This is a genomic window from Pseudomonas sp. 2848 (assembly GCF_003253945.1).
Lineage (GTDB): Bacteria > Pseudomonadota > Gammaproteobacteria > Pseudomonadales > Pseudomonadaceae > Aquipseudomonas.
The window spans coordinates 163,898-179,481 of the sequence record NZ_QKZD01000002.1 but is presented as its reverse complement, the minus strand read 5'-3'; the positions used below and the strand labels follow the sequence as shown (position 1 = coordinate 179,481).

The following is a 15,584-nucleotide window of genomic DNA, read 5'->3' as shown; positions in this document are numbered from 1 at the left end:
GGGCATGCGTGAATCGCTGGAGAAGATGCTGGCCAAGGGTGTGGATAACCCGCTGCTGCGCTTCGGCCTGGGCAAGGCCTGGCTGGATGAAGGCAACGGCGCCGAGGCGGCGGTGCACCTGGCCAGTTGCGTGAAGCAGGACCCCAAGTACTCGGCGGCGTGGAAGCTGCTGGGCAAGGCCTATCAGCTGCAGGGTGACCTGGCTGGGGCGCGCAAGGCCTGGGAGGAGGGGATCGAGGCGGCGCAGGCGCATGGCGACAAGCAGGCCGAGAAAGAGATGGCGGTGTTCTTGAAGAAGCTGAACAAGTCCAGCACCTGAATCAGAGAGGTCTCGTGGGAGCGGGCTTGCCCCGCGATGGCGTCAACGCTGACGACGCCATCGCGGGGCAAGCCCGCTCCCACGTGTGACGATGGCCTTAGTACCAGCGCGCCTCGCCCGCCGGGCGCTTCTTGAAGCGCTTCATGCTCCACATGTACTGGCTCGGGTACTCGCGCACATAACGCTCGACCACCTTGCTCATGGCCGCCGCCGACTCATTCACATCGGTGCTGTACATGGCCTCTGGCGCGGCCTCCAGGAACACCTTGAAGCCCGAACCATCGGGCAGGCGCAGGGCGTGCAGGAATACCCCCACCGCCTTGCCACCCGCCAGCATGTTCGGCACGAACTTGCTGGTCAGCGCCTGGGTCCCCAGGAACGGCACGAACACGCCTGCCGACTCGGCCGGCTCCGGGTCGGCGGGAATCCCCACCTGACCACCCCGACGCACTTCCTTGATCACGCTGAGGATGCCTTCCTTGGTCGAAGGCGCCACGCGGTTGCCCATCTGCACCCGCTGTTCACGCAGCAGGTCGTCCACAGCCTTCAGCTTGGGCGGGCGGTAGAAGATGATCGGTTTGCACTGGTTGCAATAGAAGTGGTTGAGCACTTCCCAGTTGCCCAGGTGGCTGGTGATGCCGACCACGCCCTTGCCCGAGGCCAGGGCCTGCTCCAGCACTTCCAGGCCGTGCACTTCCTTGACCAGGTCGAGCGAGCGCTGCGGCGGCCAGATCCAGGCGCAGGCGCTTTCGACGAACGACTTGCCGATGTCCTTGAGCGCGCGACCGACCAGTTGCTCACGCTCGGCCGGGTCCATCTCTGGGAAGCATTTGGCCAGGTTGATGCGCACGACATTGCGCGAGCCGTTGGGGATTTTCCACATCAGCCAGCCGATACCGGCGCCGACGCGCTGCACGGCGCCCCAGGGCAGCTTGGCAAACAGGCGCAGCACCCCGACCATCAGGGCGCCCTTGAACTTTTCCACAGGCGAATTCCTTATTTCAGCAAGGCGCGCATTGTACCCCGTCAGCGCACCAGCGCGGCGTAGCGATCGCAGTCGGTGGTGTGGTCCATGACCATGCCGGTGGCCTGCATGAAGGCGTAGCAGATGGTCGGCCCGACGAAAGTGAAGCCAGCCTTCTGCAAGGCCTTGCTCATCGCCTTGGCCTCGTCGGTGACCGCCGGCACGTCGCCACGGCCCTGGAAATGGTTGATCTTCGGCGCGCCGCCGACGAACGACCATAGCCACTCGGCGGGGTTATCCACAGCCAGCCAGGCCTGGGCATTGCGGCGCACGGCCTTGAGCTTGAGGCGGTTGCGGATGATGCCGGCATCCAGCATAAGCTCCTCGATGCGTTCATCGCTGAGCTGCGACAGTTTCAGCGGATCGAAGCCGTCCAGCACCTCGCGATAGCGCTCGCGTTTCTTCAATACCGTGATCCACGACAACCCCGCCTGGAACCCTTCGAGCAAAAGCATCTCGAAGAGCAACGCCGGGTCGCGCTGCGGCGTTCCCCACTCGTGGTCGTGATAGGCCTGGTACAACGGATCGTCGGAACACCAAAAGCAGCGTGGCATAAGGCTCCAATAACGTAGAGGGCGAGGCGAATCGGGTATACTCCCGCTCTTTACATCCGCATCCCCAGATACAGGTGAATTTCGTGAGCCAGCCTACGCCAGCCGTGCGTACCTTCCAAGACCTGATCCTCGCCCTGCAGAACTACTGGGCAGCTCAAGGTTGTGTGGTGCTTCAGCCCTACGATATGGAAGTAGGCGCCGGCACTTTCCACACCGCTACCTTCCTGCGCGCCGTGGGCCCGGAGACCTGGAACGCCGCCTATGTGCAGCCCAGCCGTCGCCCTGCCGACGGGCGGTATGGCGAAAACCCCAACCGCCTGCAGCACTACTATCAGTTCCAGGTGGTGCTCAAGCCAAACCCGGCGAACTTCCAGGAGCTGTACCTCGGCTCGCTGAAGGCCATCGGCATCGACCCGCTGGTTCACGACATTCGCTTCGTCGAAGACAACTGGGAATCGCCAACCCTCGGCGCCTGGGGCCTGGGCTGGGAAATCTGGCTGAATGGCATGGAGGTGACTCAGTTCACCTACTTCCAGCAAGTCGGCGGTATCGAGTGCTACCCGGTCACTGGTGAAATCACCTACGGCCTGGAGCGCCTGGCCATGTACATCCAGGGCGTGGACTCGGTCTACGACCTGGTGTGGGCCGACGGCCCGTTCGGCAAGGTCACCTATGGCGACGTGTTCCACCAGAACGAAGTGGAGCAGTCGACCTACAACTTCGAGCACGCCAACGTCGAGAAGCTGTTCGAACTGTTCGACTTCTACGAAAGCGAAGCGAACCGCCTGATCAAGCTGGACCTGCCGCTGCCGACCTACGAAATGGTCCTGAAGGCCTCGCACACCTTCAACCTGCTGGACGCCCGCCGCGCCATCTCGGTGACCGAGCGCCAGCGCTACATCCTGCGCGTACGTACCCTGGCCCGGGACGTGGCGCAAAGCTATCTGCAAGCTCGCGCACGCCTGGGCTTCCCGATGGCCACCCCTGAACTGCGTGACGAAGTGTTGGCTAAGCTGGAGGCTGCACAATGAGTGCTCAAGATTTCCTGGTTGAACTGGGCACCGAAGAGCTGCCACCCAAGGCCCTCGCCACGCTGGGCGACGCTTTCCTCGCCGGCATCGAGAAAGGCCTGCAGGCCGCCGGCCTGAACTACACCGGCAAGCAGGTCTACGCCGCGCCGCGCCGCCTGGCCGTGCTGATCCGCCAGCTGGATGTGCAGCAGCCGGACCGCAGCATCAACATCGACGGCCCGCCCGTGCAGGCCGCATTCAACGCCGAAGGCCAGCCGACCCAGGCCGCCCTGGGCTTTGCCAAGAAGTGCGGCGTCGAGCTGTCGGACATCGACCAGAGCGGCCCGAAGCTGCGCTTCTCCCAGCACATTCCGGGCAAGGCCACCGTCAGCCTGCTGCCAACCATCGTCGAGGATTCGCTCAACGACCTGCCGATTCCCAAGCGCATGCACTGGGGCGCCAGCCGTGAAGAGTTCGTGCGCCCGACCCAGTGGCTGGTGATGCTGCTGGGCGATCAGGTCGTCGACTGCACCATCCTGGCCCAGAAAGCCGGCCGTGAATCCCGTGGCCACCGCTTCCACCACCCGGAAAACGTACTCATCACCACCCCGGCCAACTACGTCGAGGACCTGCGCAAGGCCCACGTGCTGGCCGACTTTGCCGAGCGTCGCGAGCTGATCAGCAAGCGCACCGCGGAGCTGGCCATGCAGCAGGAAGGCACGGCCATCGTGCCGCCAGCACTGCTGGACGAAGTGACCGCCCTGGTCGAGTGGCCGGTGCCGCTGGTGTGCTCGTTCGAGGAACGTTTCCTCGAGGTGCCGCAGGAAGCGCTGATCACCACCATGCAGGACAACCAGAAGTACTTCTGCCTGCTGGACAGCGAAGGCAAGCTGCTGCCGCGCTTCATCACCGTGGCCAACGTCGAGAGCCGTGATCCCAAGCAGATCGTGCAGGGCAACGAGAAGGTCGTGCGCCCGCGCCTGACCGACGCCGAGTTCTTCTTCAAGCAGGACAAGAAGCAGCCCCTGGAAAGCTTCAACGAGCGCCTGAAGAACGTGGTGTTCCAGGCTCAGCTGGGTACCGTGTTCGAAAAAGCCGAGCGCGTCTCCAAGCTGGCCGCCTTCATTGCCCCGTACATCGGTGGCAGCGCCGCCAACGCTGGTCGTGCCGGCCTGCTGTCGAAGTGCGACCTGGCCTCGGAAATGGTCGGCGAATTCCCTGAAATGCAGGGTATTGCCGGCTACTACTACGCTCTCAACGATGGCGAGCCGGAAGACGTCGCCCTCGCGCTGAACGAGCAGTACATGCCGCGCGGCGCTGGCGCAGAGCTGCCGCAAACCCTCACCGGTGCCGCCGTGGCCATCGCCGACAAGCTCGACACCCTGGTCGGCATCTTCGGTATCGGCATGCTGCCCACCGGCAGCAAGGACCCATACGCCCTGCGCCGTGCCGCCCTCGGCGTGCTGCGTATCCTGATCGAGAAGCAGCTCGACCTGGACCTGAATGTCGCGGTCGAGTTCGCGGTCAAGCAGTTCGGTGCCAAGGTCAAGGCCGCCGGCCTGTCCGAGCAGGTACTGGAGTTCATCTTCGACCGTCTGCGCGCACGCTACGAGGACGAAGGCATCGACGTCTCCACCTACCTGTCGGTGCGTGCCCTGAAGCCGGGCTCGGCGCTGGACTTCGACCAGCGCGTGCAGGCCGTGCAGGCCTTCCGCAAACTGCCGGAAGCCGAAGCCCTGGCGGCAGCGAACAAGCGCGTGTCGAACCTGCTGGGTAAAGCCGAAGGTGCCATCGCCGACCAGGTCGAGCCGAAGTACTTCGACAACGCCAACGAGTTCTCCCTGTACTCGGCCATCCAGCAGGCCGACCAGGCCGTGCAACCGATGGCAGCCGCGCGCCAGTACAGCGAAGCCCTGGCCCGCCTGGCCGCCCTGCGTGACCCGGTCGACGCCTTCTTCGAGGCGGTGATGGTCAACGCCGAGGACGCCAAGGTACGCGCCAACCGTTATGCCCTGCTCAGCCGCCTGCGCGGCCTGTTCCTGGGCGTGGCCGATATCTCGCTGCTGGGGTAAGTCGTTGAAACTGCTGATTCTTGATCGAGACGGAGTGATCAACCACGACTCCGACGCCTATATCAAGTCGCTGGAGGAGTGGGTCCCCATTCCCGGCTCGATCGAGGCTATCGCGCAGTTGAGCAAGGCGGGCTGGACGGTGGCCGTGGCCACCAACCAGTCCGGCATTGCCCGCGGCTACTATTCGCCGGAAACCCTCGAGGCCATGCATGCGCGCCTGCGCGCCCTGGTGGCCGAGCAGGGCGGCGAGGTCGGCCTGATCGTGCATTGCCCGCATGGCCCGGACGCAGGCTGCGATTGCCGCAAGCCCAAGCCCGGCATGCTGCTGGCGATTGCCGAGCACTACCAGGTGCCACTGGCTGGCGTATGGTTCGTCGGTGACAGCAAAGGTGACCTGGACGCGGCCCTGGCCGTCGATGCACAACCCGTGCTGGTTAAAACCGGCAAGGGCGAGAGGAGCCTGGAAAAAGGCGTCCCGCAAACTACACTGATTTTCGACGATCTGGCAGCCATCGCCAGAGAACTTATTTAAATGAGTGCGCCAGGAACGGCGCACTTTTCATTAGGCGGGCACGCCCCGCAACGGTACATGCCACTATGTCGATCCTGCAGGCGATCAGAATCTTTCTTTTTTACCTGCTGTTGGGCACCAGTTCGCTGCTGTGGTGCTCGCTGAGCTTCTTCGTCGCGCCCTTCCTGCCGTTCCCCAAGCGCTACAAGTTCATCAACGTGTACTGGTGTCGCTGTGCGTTGTTTTTGGTGCGCACGGTCCTGGGCATCGACTACAAGATCACCGGTGCCGAGAACGTGCCGAAAGTACCCTGCGTGATCCTGTCGAACCACCAGAGCACCTGGGAAACCTTCCTGCTCTCCGCGTATTTCTCGCCGCTTAGCCAGGTGCTCAAGCGCGAACTGCTGTACGTGCCGTTCTTCGGTTGGGCCATGGCCATGCTGCGGCCGATCGCCATTGATCGCAAGAATCCCAAGGAAGCGCTGCGCCAGGTCGCCAGCCAGGGCGACGAGCTGCTCAAGCAGGGCACCTGGGTACTGATCTTCCCCGAAGGCACCCGCGTGCCCCATGGCCAGATCGGCAAGTTTTCCCGCGGCGGTACCGCCCTGGCGGTCAACGCCGGACTGCCGGTACTGCCGATTGCCCACAACGCCGGCAAGTTCTGGCCGCGTGAAGGCTGGGGCAAGCGCCCAGGAACTATCGAGGTGGTGATCGGTGAACCGATGTATGCAGTGGGCACTGGCCCACGTGCCATCGCTGAGCTGAACGACCGCGCCCAGGCCTGGAACGAAGCGACCCAGCGTGCCATGGGTTCGCTGCCGCCGCTGGCGGAAAACCCGGAGCAGCAGCCAGCCTGACGATCTGTGGATAACTTGTTAGCAAGTTTTGCATGGATGATCGTCAAGATAAGCTAAGTGATTGAATTAGCTGTTTATTTCCATGTATGACGTTTTTGCGAAAATCGTGCATAAGTTTTTTCGCGCTATAAAAAAACCGGCTTTTACGCCGGTTTTTTTGTGCCCGTGAAGCCGCAGGCTGGGGCCGCTTGGCGGCGAAAGGGCTGCAAAGCAGCCCCGGCCACCTCAGACCTTATCGATATCCACGTCCTTGGTCTCTTTCAGGCAGAAGATCCCCACCAACAGGCTCACCCCAGTAATCAGCACCGGGTACCAAAGCCCATAGAAGATATCCCCGGTATACACCACCAACGCGAACGATACCGTTGGCAGGAACCCACCGAACCAGCCGTTGCCGATGTGGTAGGGCAGGGACATCGAGGTATAGCGGATTCGCGTCGGGAACAGTTCGACCATTACCGCCGCCAGTGGCCCGTAGGTCATGGTGGCGATCAGGATCATGGCAACGATCAACACCACCACCATCACCTGATTCACATGCGCCGGGTCCGCCTTGGCCGGATAGCCAGCCGCTTCGATGGCGCTGCGCATGGCCGCCTCGTCGAAGCCGTTGATGGTTTTGTCGCCGATACTCACCTGCACTTCGCTGCCGGCAGCCTCGACCGAGCTGTAGGGCAGGCCCTGTTTGACCAGGAAGGTCTTTACCTTGTCGCAGGGGCTGTCGAAACGGGCCTTGCCCACCGGGTCGAACTGGAAGGTGCAACCTTGCGGGTTGGCGCTGACAACGATGGGCGCTTCCCGGCTGGCGGCGTCGATCTGCGGGTTGGCGTAATGGCTCAGCGCCTTGAACATCGGGAAGTAGCACACGGTGGCCAGCAACAGCCCGACCATGAGGATTGGCTTGCGCCCGATACGGTCCGACAGCCAGCCGAAGAACACGAAGAACGGCGCGCCGATCACCACGCTGATGATCAACAGGGTATTGGCCTGTGCCGGGTCCATCTTGAGCATCTGGGTCATGAAGAACAGCACGTAGAACTGTGCGGTGTAGAAGGTCACCGCTTGCCCAGCGTTGATGCTGAACAGCGCGGTCAGGACCACCTTGAGGTTCGGCCAGGAGGTGAACGATTCGCGGATCGGCGACTTGCTGATCTTGCCCTGGGCTTTCATTTTCACGAATGCTGGCGACTCGTGCATGCTCATGCGGATCCAGGTGGAGATCGCCAGCAACACGATCGACAGCAGGAACGGCAGGCGCCAGCCCCAGGTCTCGAACTGATCACCACTGATGTAGCGGCTGGCCAGGACCACGATCAGCGACAACAGCAGGCCGAGTGTGGCGGTGGACTGGATGAAGCCGGTGTGGAAACCGCGCTTGCCGGGCGGAGCGTGTTCGGCCACGTAAGTGGCCGCACCGCCGTATTCGCCGCCCAGCGCCAGGCCCTGGAGCATGCGCAGTATGACGAGGATGATCGGCGCGGCGATACCAATGCTGGCATAGGTGGGCAGCAGACCGACGGCGAAGGTCGAGAGGCCCATCAGTACGATGGTCACCAGGAAGGTGTACTTGCGCCCGATCATGTCCCCCAGACGGCCGAACACCAAGGCGCCGAACGGGCGCACCAGGAAACCGGCGGCGAAGGCCATCAAGGCAAAGATGAACGCGGTAGTGTCGTTGACCCCTGCAAAGAACTGCTTGCTGATCACCGCCGCCAAGGCGCCATAGAGAAAGAAGTCATACCACTCGAACACTGTCCCGAGGGATGACGCGAAAATGATCTTGCGTTCCTCACGGCGGCTCGGGCTGCTCGCCACCGCGCCCTGTTCCTGGATGTAATCCGACATCGTTGCTGTCCTCGGCCCTTGGGGCCACAGTGATTATTCTTGTTGTTCCACTGCCGGCAGCCGCTGACCGCGCTGCCGCTGTTGCACACACCCGGTTCAGGGCGTCGGTATCGCGTTGCTGTCGCTGAGGTTGGTCTGAGTGTTGGCCCCCTTGAGGATCAGTTGCGCCGCCTTTTCGGCAATCATCAACGTGGGTGAACAGGTATTGCCGGAGACTATCTGCGGCATGATCGAGGCATCCGCCACACGCAGGCCCGGAATGCCGTGCACGCGCAGCTGGTTATCCACAACATCGAGCGCTCCACTGCCCATGCGGCAGGTACCTACCGGGTGGAAGATGGTGGTACCGATCTGGCCGGCGGCCTGGTGCAGGTCTTCTTCGCTCTGCAGGGCATGGCCTGGCAGGTACTCGCGGGGTTCGAAGGCGGCCAGGGCAGGGGCCTGGACGATGCGCCGGGTAAGGCGGATGGCGTCGGCAGCCACACGCAGGTCCTCGGAGGCGCTGAGGTAGTTGGGGTCGATCAGCGGCGCGGCGCTCATGTCCGCCGAGCGGATATCGATCCGCCCCCGGCTGGCCGGGCGCAGGTTGCATACCGACGCGGTGAAGGCCGGGAACCGGTGCAGCGGCTCGCCGAAGCGCTCCAGCGACAAGGGCTGGACGTGATACTGAAGATTGGCGGTCTCTTGCTCTGGGCTCGAACGGGCGAAGGCGCCCAACTGACTCGGCGCCATGGCCAGTGGTCCACTGCGGTCGTATGCATAGCGCAGGCCCATGCCCAGCTTGCCCCACAGGCTGTTGGCCATCTGGTTGAGGGTGCGCGTGTTCTGGATCTGGTAGATCAACCGCAGCTGCAGATGGTCCTGCAGGTTGCCACCGACGCCAGGCATGTCGTGGCGCACCGCGATGCCCAATCCTTCGAGCAATTTGCGTGGGCCGATCCCCGAGCGCTGCAGGATACCGGGTGAACCGACCGAACCTGCGCAGAGAATAATCTCGCGGCGTGCCGCGAACTCATGCCATGCACCTTGCCACAGTGCCCTTACAGCCCGGGCGCGTGTGTTACCGAGCACAACCTGGTCGACCTGCACGCCGGTCAGCACAGTCAGGTTTGCTCGCTTGAGGATGGGCCTGAGAAACGCCTTGGCCGAGTTCCAGCGCACACCATTGCGCTGGTTGACCTGAAAGTATCCACAGCCGGCGTTGTCGCCCGTATTGAAGTCGTCGATCCTGGCGATGCCGCTTTGTTCGGCCGCGTCGCGAAAGGCATCGAGGATCGGCCAGCTGTAGCGCTGCTGCTCGACCCGCCATTCACCGTCGGCGCCATGGCTGTCGCTAGCACCGGCATGGTGGCTCTCGCTGGCCTTGAACAGAGGCAGCACATCCTTCCATGCCCAGCCCTCGTTGCCTTGCTCGGCCCAAAGGTCGTAGTCGGCAGCCTGGCCGCGCATGTAGATCATGCCGTTGATGGACGAACAGCCACCCAGCACCTTGCCCCGCGGATAGCCCAGGGAACGCCCGTTCAGCCCAGGCTGGGCCTCGGTCTTCATGCACCAGTCGGTGCGTGGATTGCCGATGCAGTAAAGGTAACCGACGGGGATATGAATCCAGGGATAGTTGTCACGCCCGCCCGCCTCGAGCAGCAACACCCGGCAGGATGGATCGGCGGACAAGCGATTGGCCAGCAGGCAACCGGCGGGACCGGCACCCACGACCACATAGTCGTAGACAGGATCGGCTGATGGCATGTGCAACCTCGCGCCTGATTATTATTCTTGTCCCGATCCATCTTATTGATTAATTTCGCGGAGGAAACACGAGATTTCGCGCAGCCGTTGTGCGTTTTAGCACAGCGACTATCCGATTGTGGGGGCGGGCTTGCCCCGCATGGCTTCAACAGCCAGCACATCCAAGGACGCCCATGTTCGACTGGAACGATCTGCGGTTTTTCCTCGAGTTGCAGCGCAGCGGCCGCCTGCTCAGCGCCGCCAAGCGCCTCAACACTACCCACAGCACCGTCGCCCGACATATCGAGAACATCGAAAAGCACCTGGGTACCGCGCTGTTCGTCCAGCACGCCCAGGGCTACGAACTCACGCCGTCCGGCCAGGCGCTGCTCAAGCACGCCGAAGCCATGGAGAACGTCGCCTTGCTGGCGCAGGAGGAAATCACCCAGGCCATCACACCACTGGGCAAGATCCGCCTGGGGGTGACCGAAGGCATCGGCATCATGTTCTTCACCCCGCGCATGAAAGCGTTGTTCCAGCGCTACCCGGGGCTTGAAGTGGAACTGGTGGCGGTGCCGCGGTTCGTGAGTATCCTCAACCGCGAAGCCGAGATCAGCATTCACCTGGAACGGCCCAACGCCGACCTGCTGATCACCCGCAAGCTCACCGACTACCGTCTGGCCCTGTACGCCAGCCAGGACTACCTGAATCAGGCGCCGTCGCTCAACACCCGCGAAGATCTGGCCCGGCACAACTGGATCGGCTACGTCGACGACCTGCTGTTCAGTCAGGAACTGCTGTTCCTCAACAGCTTCTGCCGCGCGCCCAACGTGGTGTTCAGAAGCACCAGCGTGATCGCCCAGCAGCACGCCGCCCAGGCCGGGCTGGGTATCGCCGTGCTGCCCAACTACATGGCCCGACACGATCCGAAGCTGGTACGCGTACTGCCCAGCGAGACAATCCAGCGCAGCTACTGGATCTGTACCCGCCGCGAGCTGCACAAGTCGGTGCGCCTGCGGGTGGTGTGGGATTACCTGCTGGCGCTGTGCGCCGCCCAGCAGGAAGAATTGCTAGCCGAGTAGTGCCTTGCCGGCGAGCAGCACGGCGGCGCCGCAGCCCACCATGGCGAACAGCTGCTGCAGGCGCGGACCGGCCAGCTTGCTCGCCAATGGCCGCGCCAGCAGCAAACCCAGCACCGCCCCTGCGGCGAACGGTGCGCCGACCCACCAATGCATCACGCCCGCCACGCTGGCGCTGACCACACTGCCGGTGGAAACCAGGGCGATCACCGCCAGCGAAGTGGCGACGATGCTTTTCATGTTCAGGTTGGTGTAGCGGTTCAAGGCCGGAATGATCACGAAGCCGCCACCGACGCCCAGCAGGCCAGACAGCAACCCCGACAACATTCCGGTAAACGCCAGCGCGCGGGCGCAGGGGAGAGTCCAGCGCAAGCGCCCCTGCAACGGGTTGAGCACGCAAGGCATGATCTCCCGTTCGCCGCAAGGTGACTCGCCGCGCAGCTCCCGTGCTGCCTTGCGCCAGACTCGCAAACAGGCGTACACCAACACCCCGGCGAAAACCAAGGCCAAAGGTAGGTTGGGCACACGGTGAGCGAGCATCAGGCCCAACGGCGCGCAGGCAATCCCGATCAGCGCGATGAACAGGGCCGCCCGGTAGCGCACCAGCCCCTGGCGCAGGCCGAGCACTGCACCGACTGCCGCCGCCAACCCCACGGCCAGCAGGCCGATCGGGGCCGCCTCGACCATGCTCAGCCCCAGGCCAAACACCAGCAGCGGTACCGCGAGGATACCGCCACCGGCGCCGGTCAACGCCAACACCGCGCCAATGATCGCGCCAAGCCCGGCGCCCAGCAGTTGTTGCTCGATCACTGTTGCGCCTCGACCACCAAGGGTTGCGGCCGGGCCAGCCACTCGCGGCCCTTGAGCATGGCTTTCCAGTACAGCGGCGGCAGGATCTGCGCCTTGAGCAGCCAAGCCAGGCGGGTTGGCCTGCGGCCATCGAGCAGCCAACGCGGGAAGCTCGGTGCCAGCTTGCCGCCGTAGGTGAACTCGGCCAGGACGATCTTGCCACGCTCCACTGTCAGCGGGCAGGAGCCGTAGCCATCGTATTGCGCGAGGGTCGCGAGCCGGCCAAGCGCCACCAGCACATTGTTGGCCACCACCGGCGCTTGCTTGCGGGCGGCAGCGGCGGTCTTGGCATTGGTGGTGTTGGCCACGTCGCCCAGAGCATGGATATTGCCAAACTGGCGATGGCGCAAGGTATGCGGATCGACATCCACCCAACCCGCCGCGTCAGCCAGTGGGCTCTGGCGGATGAAATCAGGCGCCACCTGAGGTGGAACCACATGCAGCATGTCGAAGGCTTCGACGCGGGTCTCGGTACTGCCGTCGGGGAGGGTGCGCACGAACGTGGCACGCTTGTTCGCGCCATCCACCGCCGTCAGGCGATGCTGATAGTTCAGGTCGACGCCGTACTTGTCGATGTAGCTCATCAGCGCCGGCACATAGTCCGGCACACCGAACAGCACCGCGCCGGCATTGAAGAAGCTGGCCCTCACGTTGCCCAGGTGGCCGCTGCGCAGCCAGTGGTCACACGACAGGTACAGCGCCTTCTGCGGCGCCCCGGCGCACTTGATCGGCATCGGCGGCTGGGTGAAGAGGGCGCGCCCCTGCTTGAGGTCCTGCACCAGTTGCCAGGTATAGGGTGCCAGGTCATAGCGGTAGTTGGAGGTGACACCGTTGCGCCCAAGGGTCTCACTCAAGCCTTCGATGGCATTCCAATCGAGCTTCAAACCCGGGCAGACCACCAGCTGTTCATAGCTGACAGCGCGACCACCCTCGAGCAGCACCAGTTGGCCCTGGGGGTCGAAGCCGTCCACCCGCGCCTTGATCCAGCGCACATCGCGGGGCAGGGTGGCGGCCATGGTGTGGGCGGTACTCGACGCCTTGAACACACCGGCACCGACCATGGTCCAGCCTGGCTGGTAGTAGTGCACATCGGCGGGGTCGATCAGGGCAATATCCAGCGACGGATCACGGGCGATCAGGCTGGAGGCGGTGGCGATACCGGCGGCACCAGCGCCAACGATCACCACCTTGTGGTGGTCGGCACGGGAGGAATCGGCAGGGGACAGGGCAGGCATGGCGGTGTTCCTTGGAAATCTCGTTATGGGTACGGCGTGGCTTACAGCTTGTTCAGCGGGATCTTCAGGTAGCTCACACCGTTTTCTTCAGGTTCGGGGAATTGCCCACTGCGCATGTTGATCTGCACCGAGGGCAAGATCAGCACGGGCATGTCGAGGGTCTTGTCACGGGCTTCGCGCATCTGTACGAAACTGTCTTCGCTGACCCCTTGATGAATATGGATGTTGTCGGCGCGTTGCTCGGCCACGGTGGTGACGAAGCACAGCTCACGGCCACCAGGCAGGTAGTCGTGGCACATGAACAGCCGGGTCTGGTCCGGGAAGGCGAGCAGGCGACGGATCGACTTGTACAGGGTTCTTGCGCTAGCGCCCGGGAAGTCGCAACGGGCGGTGCCATAGTCAGGAGTGAACAAGGTGTCGCCGACGAACACGGCGGTCTCACCCGCATCCTCGATCATATAGCTCATGCACGCTGGGGTATGCCCAGGGGTGTGCAGGGCACGGGCATGCAGATTGCCAATGCGGAATCCTTCTTCATCTTCGAACAGAACGTCGAACTGGCTGCCGTCGCGAGCAAAGCCCGGCTCGGCGTTGAACAGGGTGCCGAAGACTTTCTGTACCTGAGTGATCTGCGCACCGATCGCGATGCTGCCGCCCAGCCGGGCCTTGAGGTAGGCCGCCGCAGACAGATGGTCGGCGTGCACATGGGTATCCAGGATCCATTGCACCTTGGCATCCAGCTCCTCGACGCGTGCGATCAGCTTGTCCGCCGAATCGGTGCAGGTACGCCCGGACTTGGGGTCGTAATCCAGCACGCTGTCGATCAGCGCGCATTGCCGCGTCTCGTCATCCATGACCAGGTAGCTGATGGTCCAGGTCGCCTTGTCGAAGAACTCTTCGACGTGAAGGTTGTTGCCGATGATCATTGCACTCTCCAGTTGTCCCAAGCCTCCTTGAAGGCATAGGCAGTTGAAGGTGCTTTATCAAGATGCATGCCAGCCTTTCAGATAGACGCCTTCCCCCTGCAGGAACGGTCTCGTGCCGCGAAGGGCGCGCAGCAGCCGTCATTCCAGCAACCCAAAGGTGACAGTTCCTGGCAGTCGACTGTCAGCCGATGGCAGTGATTGGCAGTCCTTGCTACGCTCGCCAGGTCCTTCATCTGGTGCTGTCATGCTAGCCGCTTCCCATCCCGCGATCATCGCGCTGGTGTCCTACCTTGAACACGATGTGCTACCCAGCATCGTGCTGGACACCGACTACAACATACTCGCCGCCAACGCCGCCTACCGTCGCCAGTTCGGCAACGAGGAACACGCGCCAATCGGCGATAAGTGTCATCGGGTTTCCCATCACTACGCCGTTCCCTGTGACCAGGCGGGTGAGCACTGCCCGCTGCGAAAATCGCTGGACAGCAAGGTGCCCGAGCGCGTCCTGCACATCCATCACACACCACGCGGGCCGGAACATGTGGATGTCGAACTGCGTCCGATCCTCGACGACGAGGGCAGGGTGGTGGCGTTCGTCGAGCGGCTGACCAGCGTCACCCTGGCATCGGCACAACCTCAACAACAAGGTTTGGTTGGCCGGGCTCCGTCCTTCAAGAGCGCCGTTTCCAGTCTGCAACGTGCCGCCCCCGCGCAGATCCCGGTCTTACTCCAGGGTGAATCCGGGACAGGCAAGGAGCTGTTCGCCCGGGCATTACACCTTGGCAGCCCCCGAGCCAATGGCCCTTTGGTTGTGGTGGACTGCACCGGGCTGACCGAGTCGCTGTTCGAAAGTGAACTGTTCGGCTATGAGAAGGGTGCCTTCACCGGCGCGACTCAGCGCAAGATCGGCCTGGCAGAAGCGGCTCACGGTGGAACCTTGTTCCTCGACGAAATCGGTGAGGTGCCGCTGGCCATGCAGGTGAAGTTGCTACGTCTGATCGAGTCCGGAAGCTTCCGTCCGGTCGGCAGTACTCGCACGGTCCATTCAGACTTCCGTCTGGTCTCCGCTACGCACAAGCCATTGAAAGAGATGGCCGCCGAAGGGACGTTCCGGGAAGACCTGTATTACCGCATCAGCGGATTCCCGATTCGCCTGCCGTCACTACGTGAGCGAGCCGAGGATTTGCCGTTGCTCTGTGAGAGCCTGTTGCAACGCATGGCCGGAAAACACGCGCCCAAGGTTAGCCCCGAGGCACTCGAGCGCCTCGTTCTTCATACCTTCCCAGGCAACATTCGCGAGCTCAGAAACATACTAGAGCGGGCGCGATTGTTTGCTGATGATGGACTTATTCGCCCGGAGCATCTCCCGGAGGAGATCCATTCGACTACAACGCAGTCTGTTAACCCGAGACGCGGAAGGAACAAGATGGCGGATCTGGCCCATGCCTTGGAAACCTTTAACGGTTCTCGAAGTGAGTTGGCTGAACATCTTGGGATGAGTGAGCGTACGTTGTACCGTCGACTGAAGGCCTTGGGGATTTCGTAGTTCCACGTGGAACATTCGTGAAGGCAAAAAAA

Annotated in this window: 14 protein-coding genes; 7 read left to right on the top strand and 7 right to left on the bottom strand. The window is 62.9% G+C overall.

What is annotated here, in order from left to right:
* Window positions 1–4 precede the first annotated feature (4 nt).
* Window positions 5–319, top strand: a complete 315-nt coding sequence (locus DFS21_RS04740; protein ID WP_110696903.1) for a tetratricopeptide repeat protein — start codon at window positions 5–7, stop codon at window positions 317–319.
* Between the two features lie 97 nt (window positions 320–416).
* Here the strand turns inward: DFS21_RS04740 and DFS21_RS04735 are convergent, their stop codons facing one another.
* Window positions 417–1,304 carry a lysophospholipid acyltransferase gene (locus DFS21_RS04735; protein ID WP_023629851.1) on the bottom strand — a complete coding sequence of 296 codons (888 nt, stop codon included), beginning with the start codon at window positions 1,302–1,304 and terminating at the stop codon, window positions 417–419.
* A gap of 41 nt (window positions 1,305–1,345) precedes the next feature.
* A complete protein-coding gene (locus tag DFS21_RS04730; RefSeq protein WP_038707091.1) occupies window positions 1,346–1,897 on the bottom strand; it encodes a DNA-3-methyladenine glycosylase I in 552 nt (183 codons plus the stop codon).
* Between the two features lie 83 nt (window positions 1,898–1,980).
* On the opposite strand from DFS21_RS04730, the gene glyQ reads away from it, so the two are divergent.
* The 4 genes from glyQ to DFS21_RS04710 all read left to right on the top strand — a co-directional run bounded on the left by glyQ (window position 1,981) and on the right by DFS21_RS04710 (window position 6,347).
* A complete protein-coding gene (gene glyQ, locus DFS21_RS04725) occupies window positions 1,981–2,928 on the top strand; it encodes a glycine--tRNA ligase subunit alpha (protein ID WP_023629852.1) in 948 nt (315 codons plus the stop codon).
* The gene (gene glyS / locus DFS21_RS04720; RefSeq protein WP_110696901.1) at window positions 2,925–4,979 is read left to right on the top strand and encodes a glycine--tRNA ligase subunit beta; all 2,055 of its coding nucleotides are present in this window, start codon (window positions 2,925–2,927) and stop codon (window positions 4,977–4,979) included. Before glyQ ends, glyS begins: the two co-directional genes overlap by 4 nt.
* Window positions 4,980–4,983: 4 nt before the next feature.
* On the top strand, window positions 4,984–5,511 hold the full coding sequence (gene gmhB, locus DFS21_RS04715; protein ID WP_110696899.1) for a D-glycero-beta-D-manno-heptose 1,7-bisphosphate 7-phosphatase: 528 nt from the start codon (window positions 4,984–4,986) through the stop codon (window positions 5,509–5,511).
* A gap of 65 nt (window positions 5,512–5,576) precedes the next feature.
* Window positions 5,577–6,347 carry a 1-acyl-sn-glycerol-3-phosphate acyltransferase gene (locus DFS21_RS04710; RefSeq protein ID WP_102683373.1) on the top strand — a complete coding sequence of 257 codons (771 nt, stop codon included), beginning with the start codon at window positions 5,577–5,579 and terminating at the stop codon, window positions 6,345–6,347.
* Window positions 6,348–6,572: 225 nt separating this feature from the next.
* Here DFS21_RS04710 and DFS21_RS04705 read toward each other — a convergent pair whose 3' ends face one another.
* Both DFS21_RS04705 and DFS21_RS04700 read right to left on the bottom strand, forming a co-directional pair.
* The gene (locus DFS21_RS04705) at window positions 6,573–8,192 is read right to left on the bottom strand and encodes an MFS transporter (protein WP_110696897.1); all 1,620 of its coding nucleotides are present in this window, start codon (window positions 8,190–8,192) and stop codon (window positions 6,573–6,575) included.
* Between the two features lie 96 nt (window positions 8,193–8,288).
* Window positions 8,289–9,938 (bottom strand): GMC family oxidoreductase, encoded by a 1,650-nt coding sequence (locus DFS21_RS04700; protein ID WP_110696895.1) that lies wholly within the window; start codon window positions 9,936–9,938, stop codon window positions 8,289–8,291.
* A 173-nt stretch (window positions 9,939–10,111) separates the two neighbouring features.
* Here DFS21_RS04700 and DFS21_RS04695 point away from each other — a divergent pair, with 173 nt between their 5' ends.
* Entirely contained in the window at window positions 10,112–10,999 is an 888-nt protein-coding gene (locus DFS21_RS04695) for a LysR family transcriptional regulator (protein ID WP_110696893.1), read from the top strand.
* On the opposite strand, the gene DFS21_RS04690 is transcribed toward DFS21_RS04695, so the two are convergent.
* The 3 genes from DFS21_RS04690 to DFS21_RS04680 are packed head-to-tail and all read right to left on the bottom strand — an operon-like array spanning window position 10,988 to window position 14,006.
* Window positions 10,988–11,806, bottom strand: a complete 819-nt coding sequence (locus tag DFS21_RS04690) for a sulfite exporter TauE/SafE family protein (RefSeq protein ID WP_110696891.1) — start codon at window positions 11,804–11,806, stop codon at window positions 10,988–10,990. The genes DFS21_RS04695 and DFS21_RS04690 overlap by 12 nt on opposite strands.
* The gene (locus tag DFS21_RS04685) at window positions 11,803–13,080 is read right to left on the bottom strand and encodes an FAD/NAD(P)-binding oxidoreductase (protein WP_111531923.1); all 1,278 of its coding nucleotides are present in this window, start codon (window positions 13,078–13,080) and stop codon (window positions 11,803–11,805) included. The genes DFS21_RS04690 and DFS21_RS04685 overlap by 4 nt, the downstream gene beginning before the upstream one ends.
* Before the next feature lie 41 nt (window positions 13,081–13,121).
* Complete coding sequence (locus tag DFS21_RS04680) at window positions 13,122–14,006, bottom strand: MBL fold metallo-hydrolase (RefSeq protein WP_110696887.1); 885 nt, start codon at window positions 14,004–14,006, stop codon at window positions 13,122–13,124.
* Window positions 14,007–14,250: 244 nt separating this feature from the next.
* On the opposite strand from DFS21_RS04680, the gene DFS21_RS04675 reads away from it, so the two are divergent.
* Complete coding sequence (locus DFS21_RS04675; RefSeq protein ID WP_111531922.1) at window positions 14,251–15,552, top strand: sigma-54-dependent Fis family transcriptional regulator; 1,302 nt, start codon at window positions 14,251–14,253, stop codon at window positions 15,550–15,552.
* Window positions 15,553–15,584: the final 32 nt, after the last annotated feature.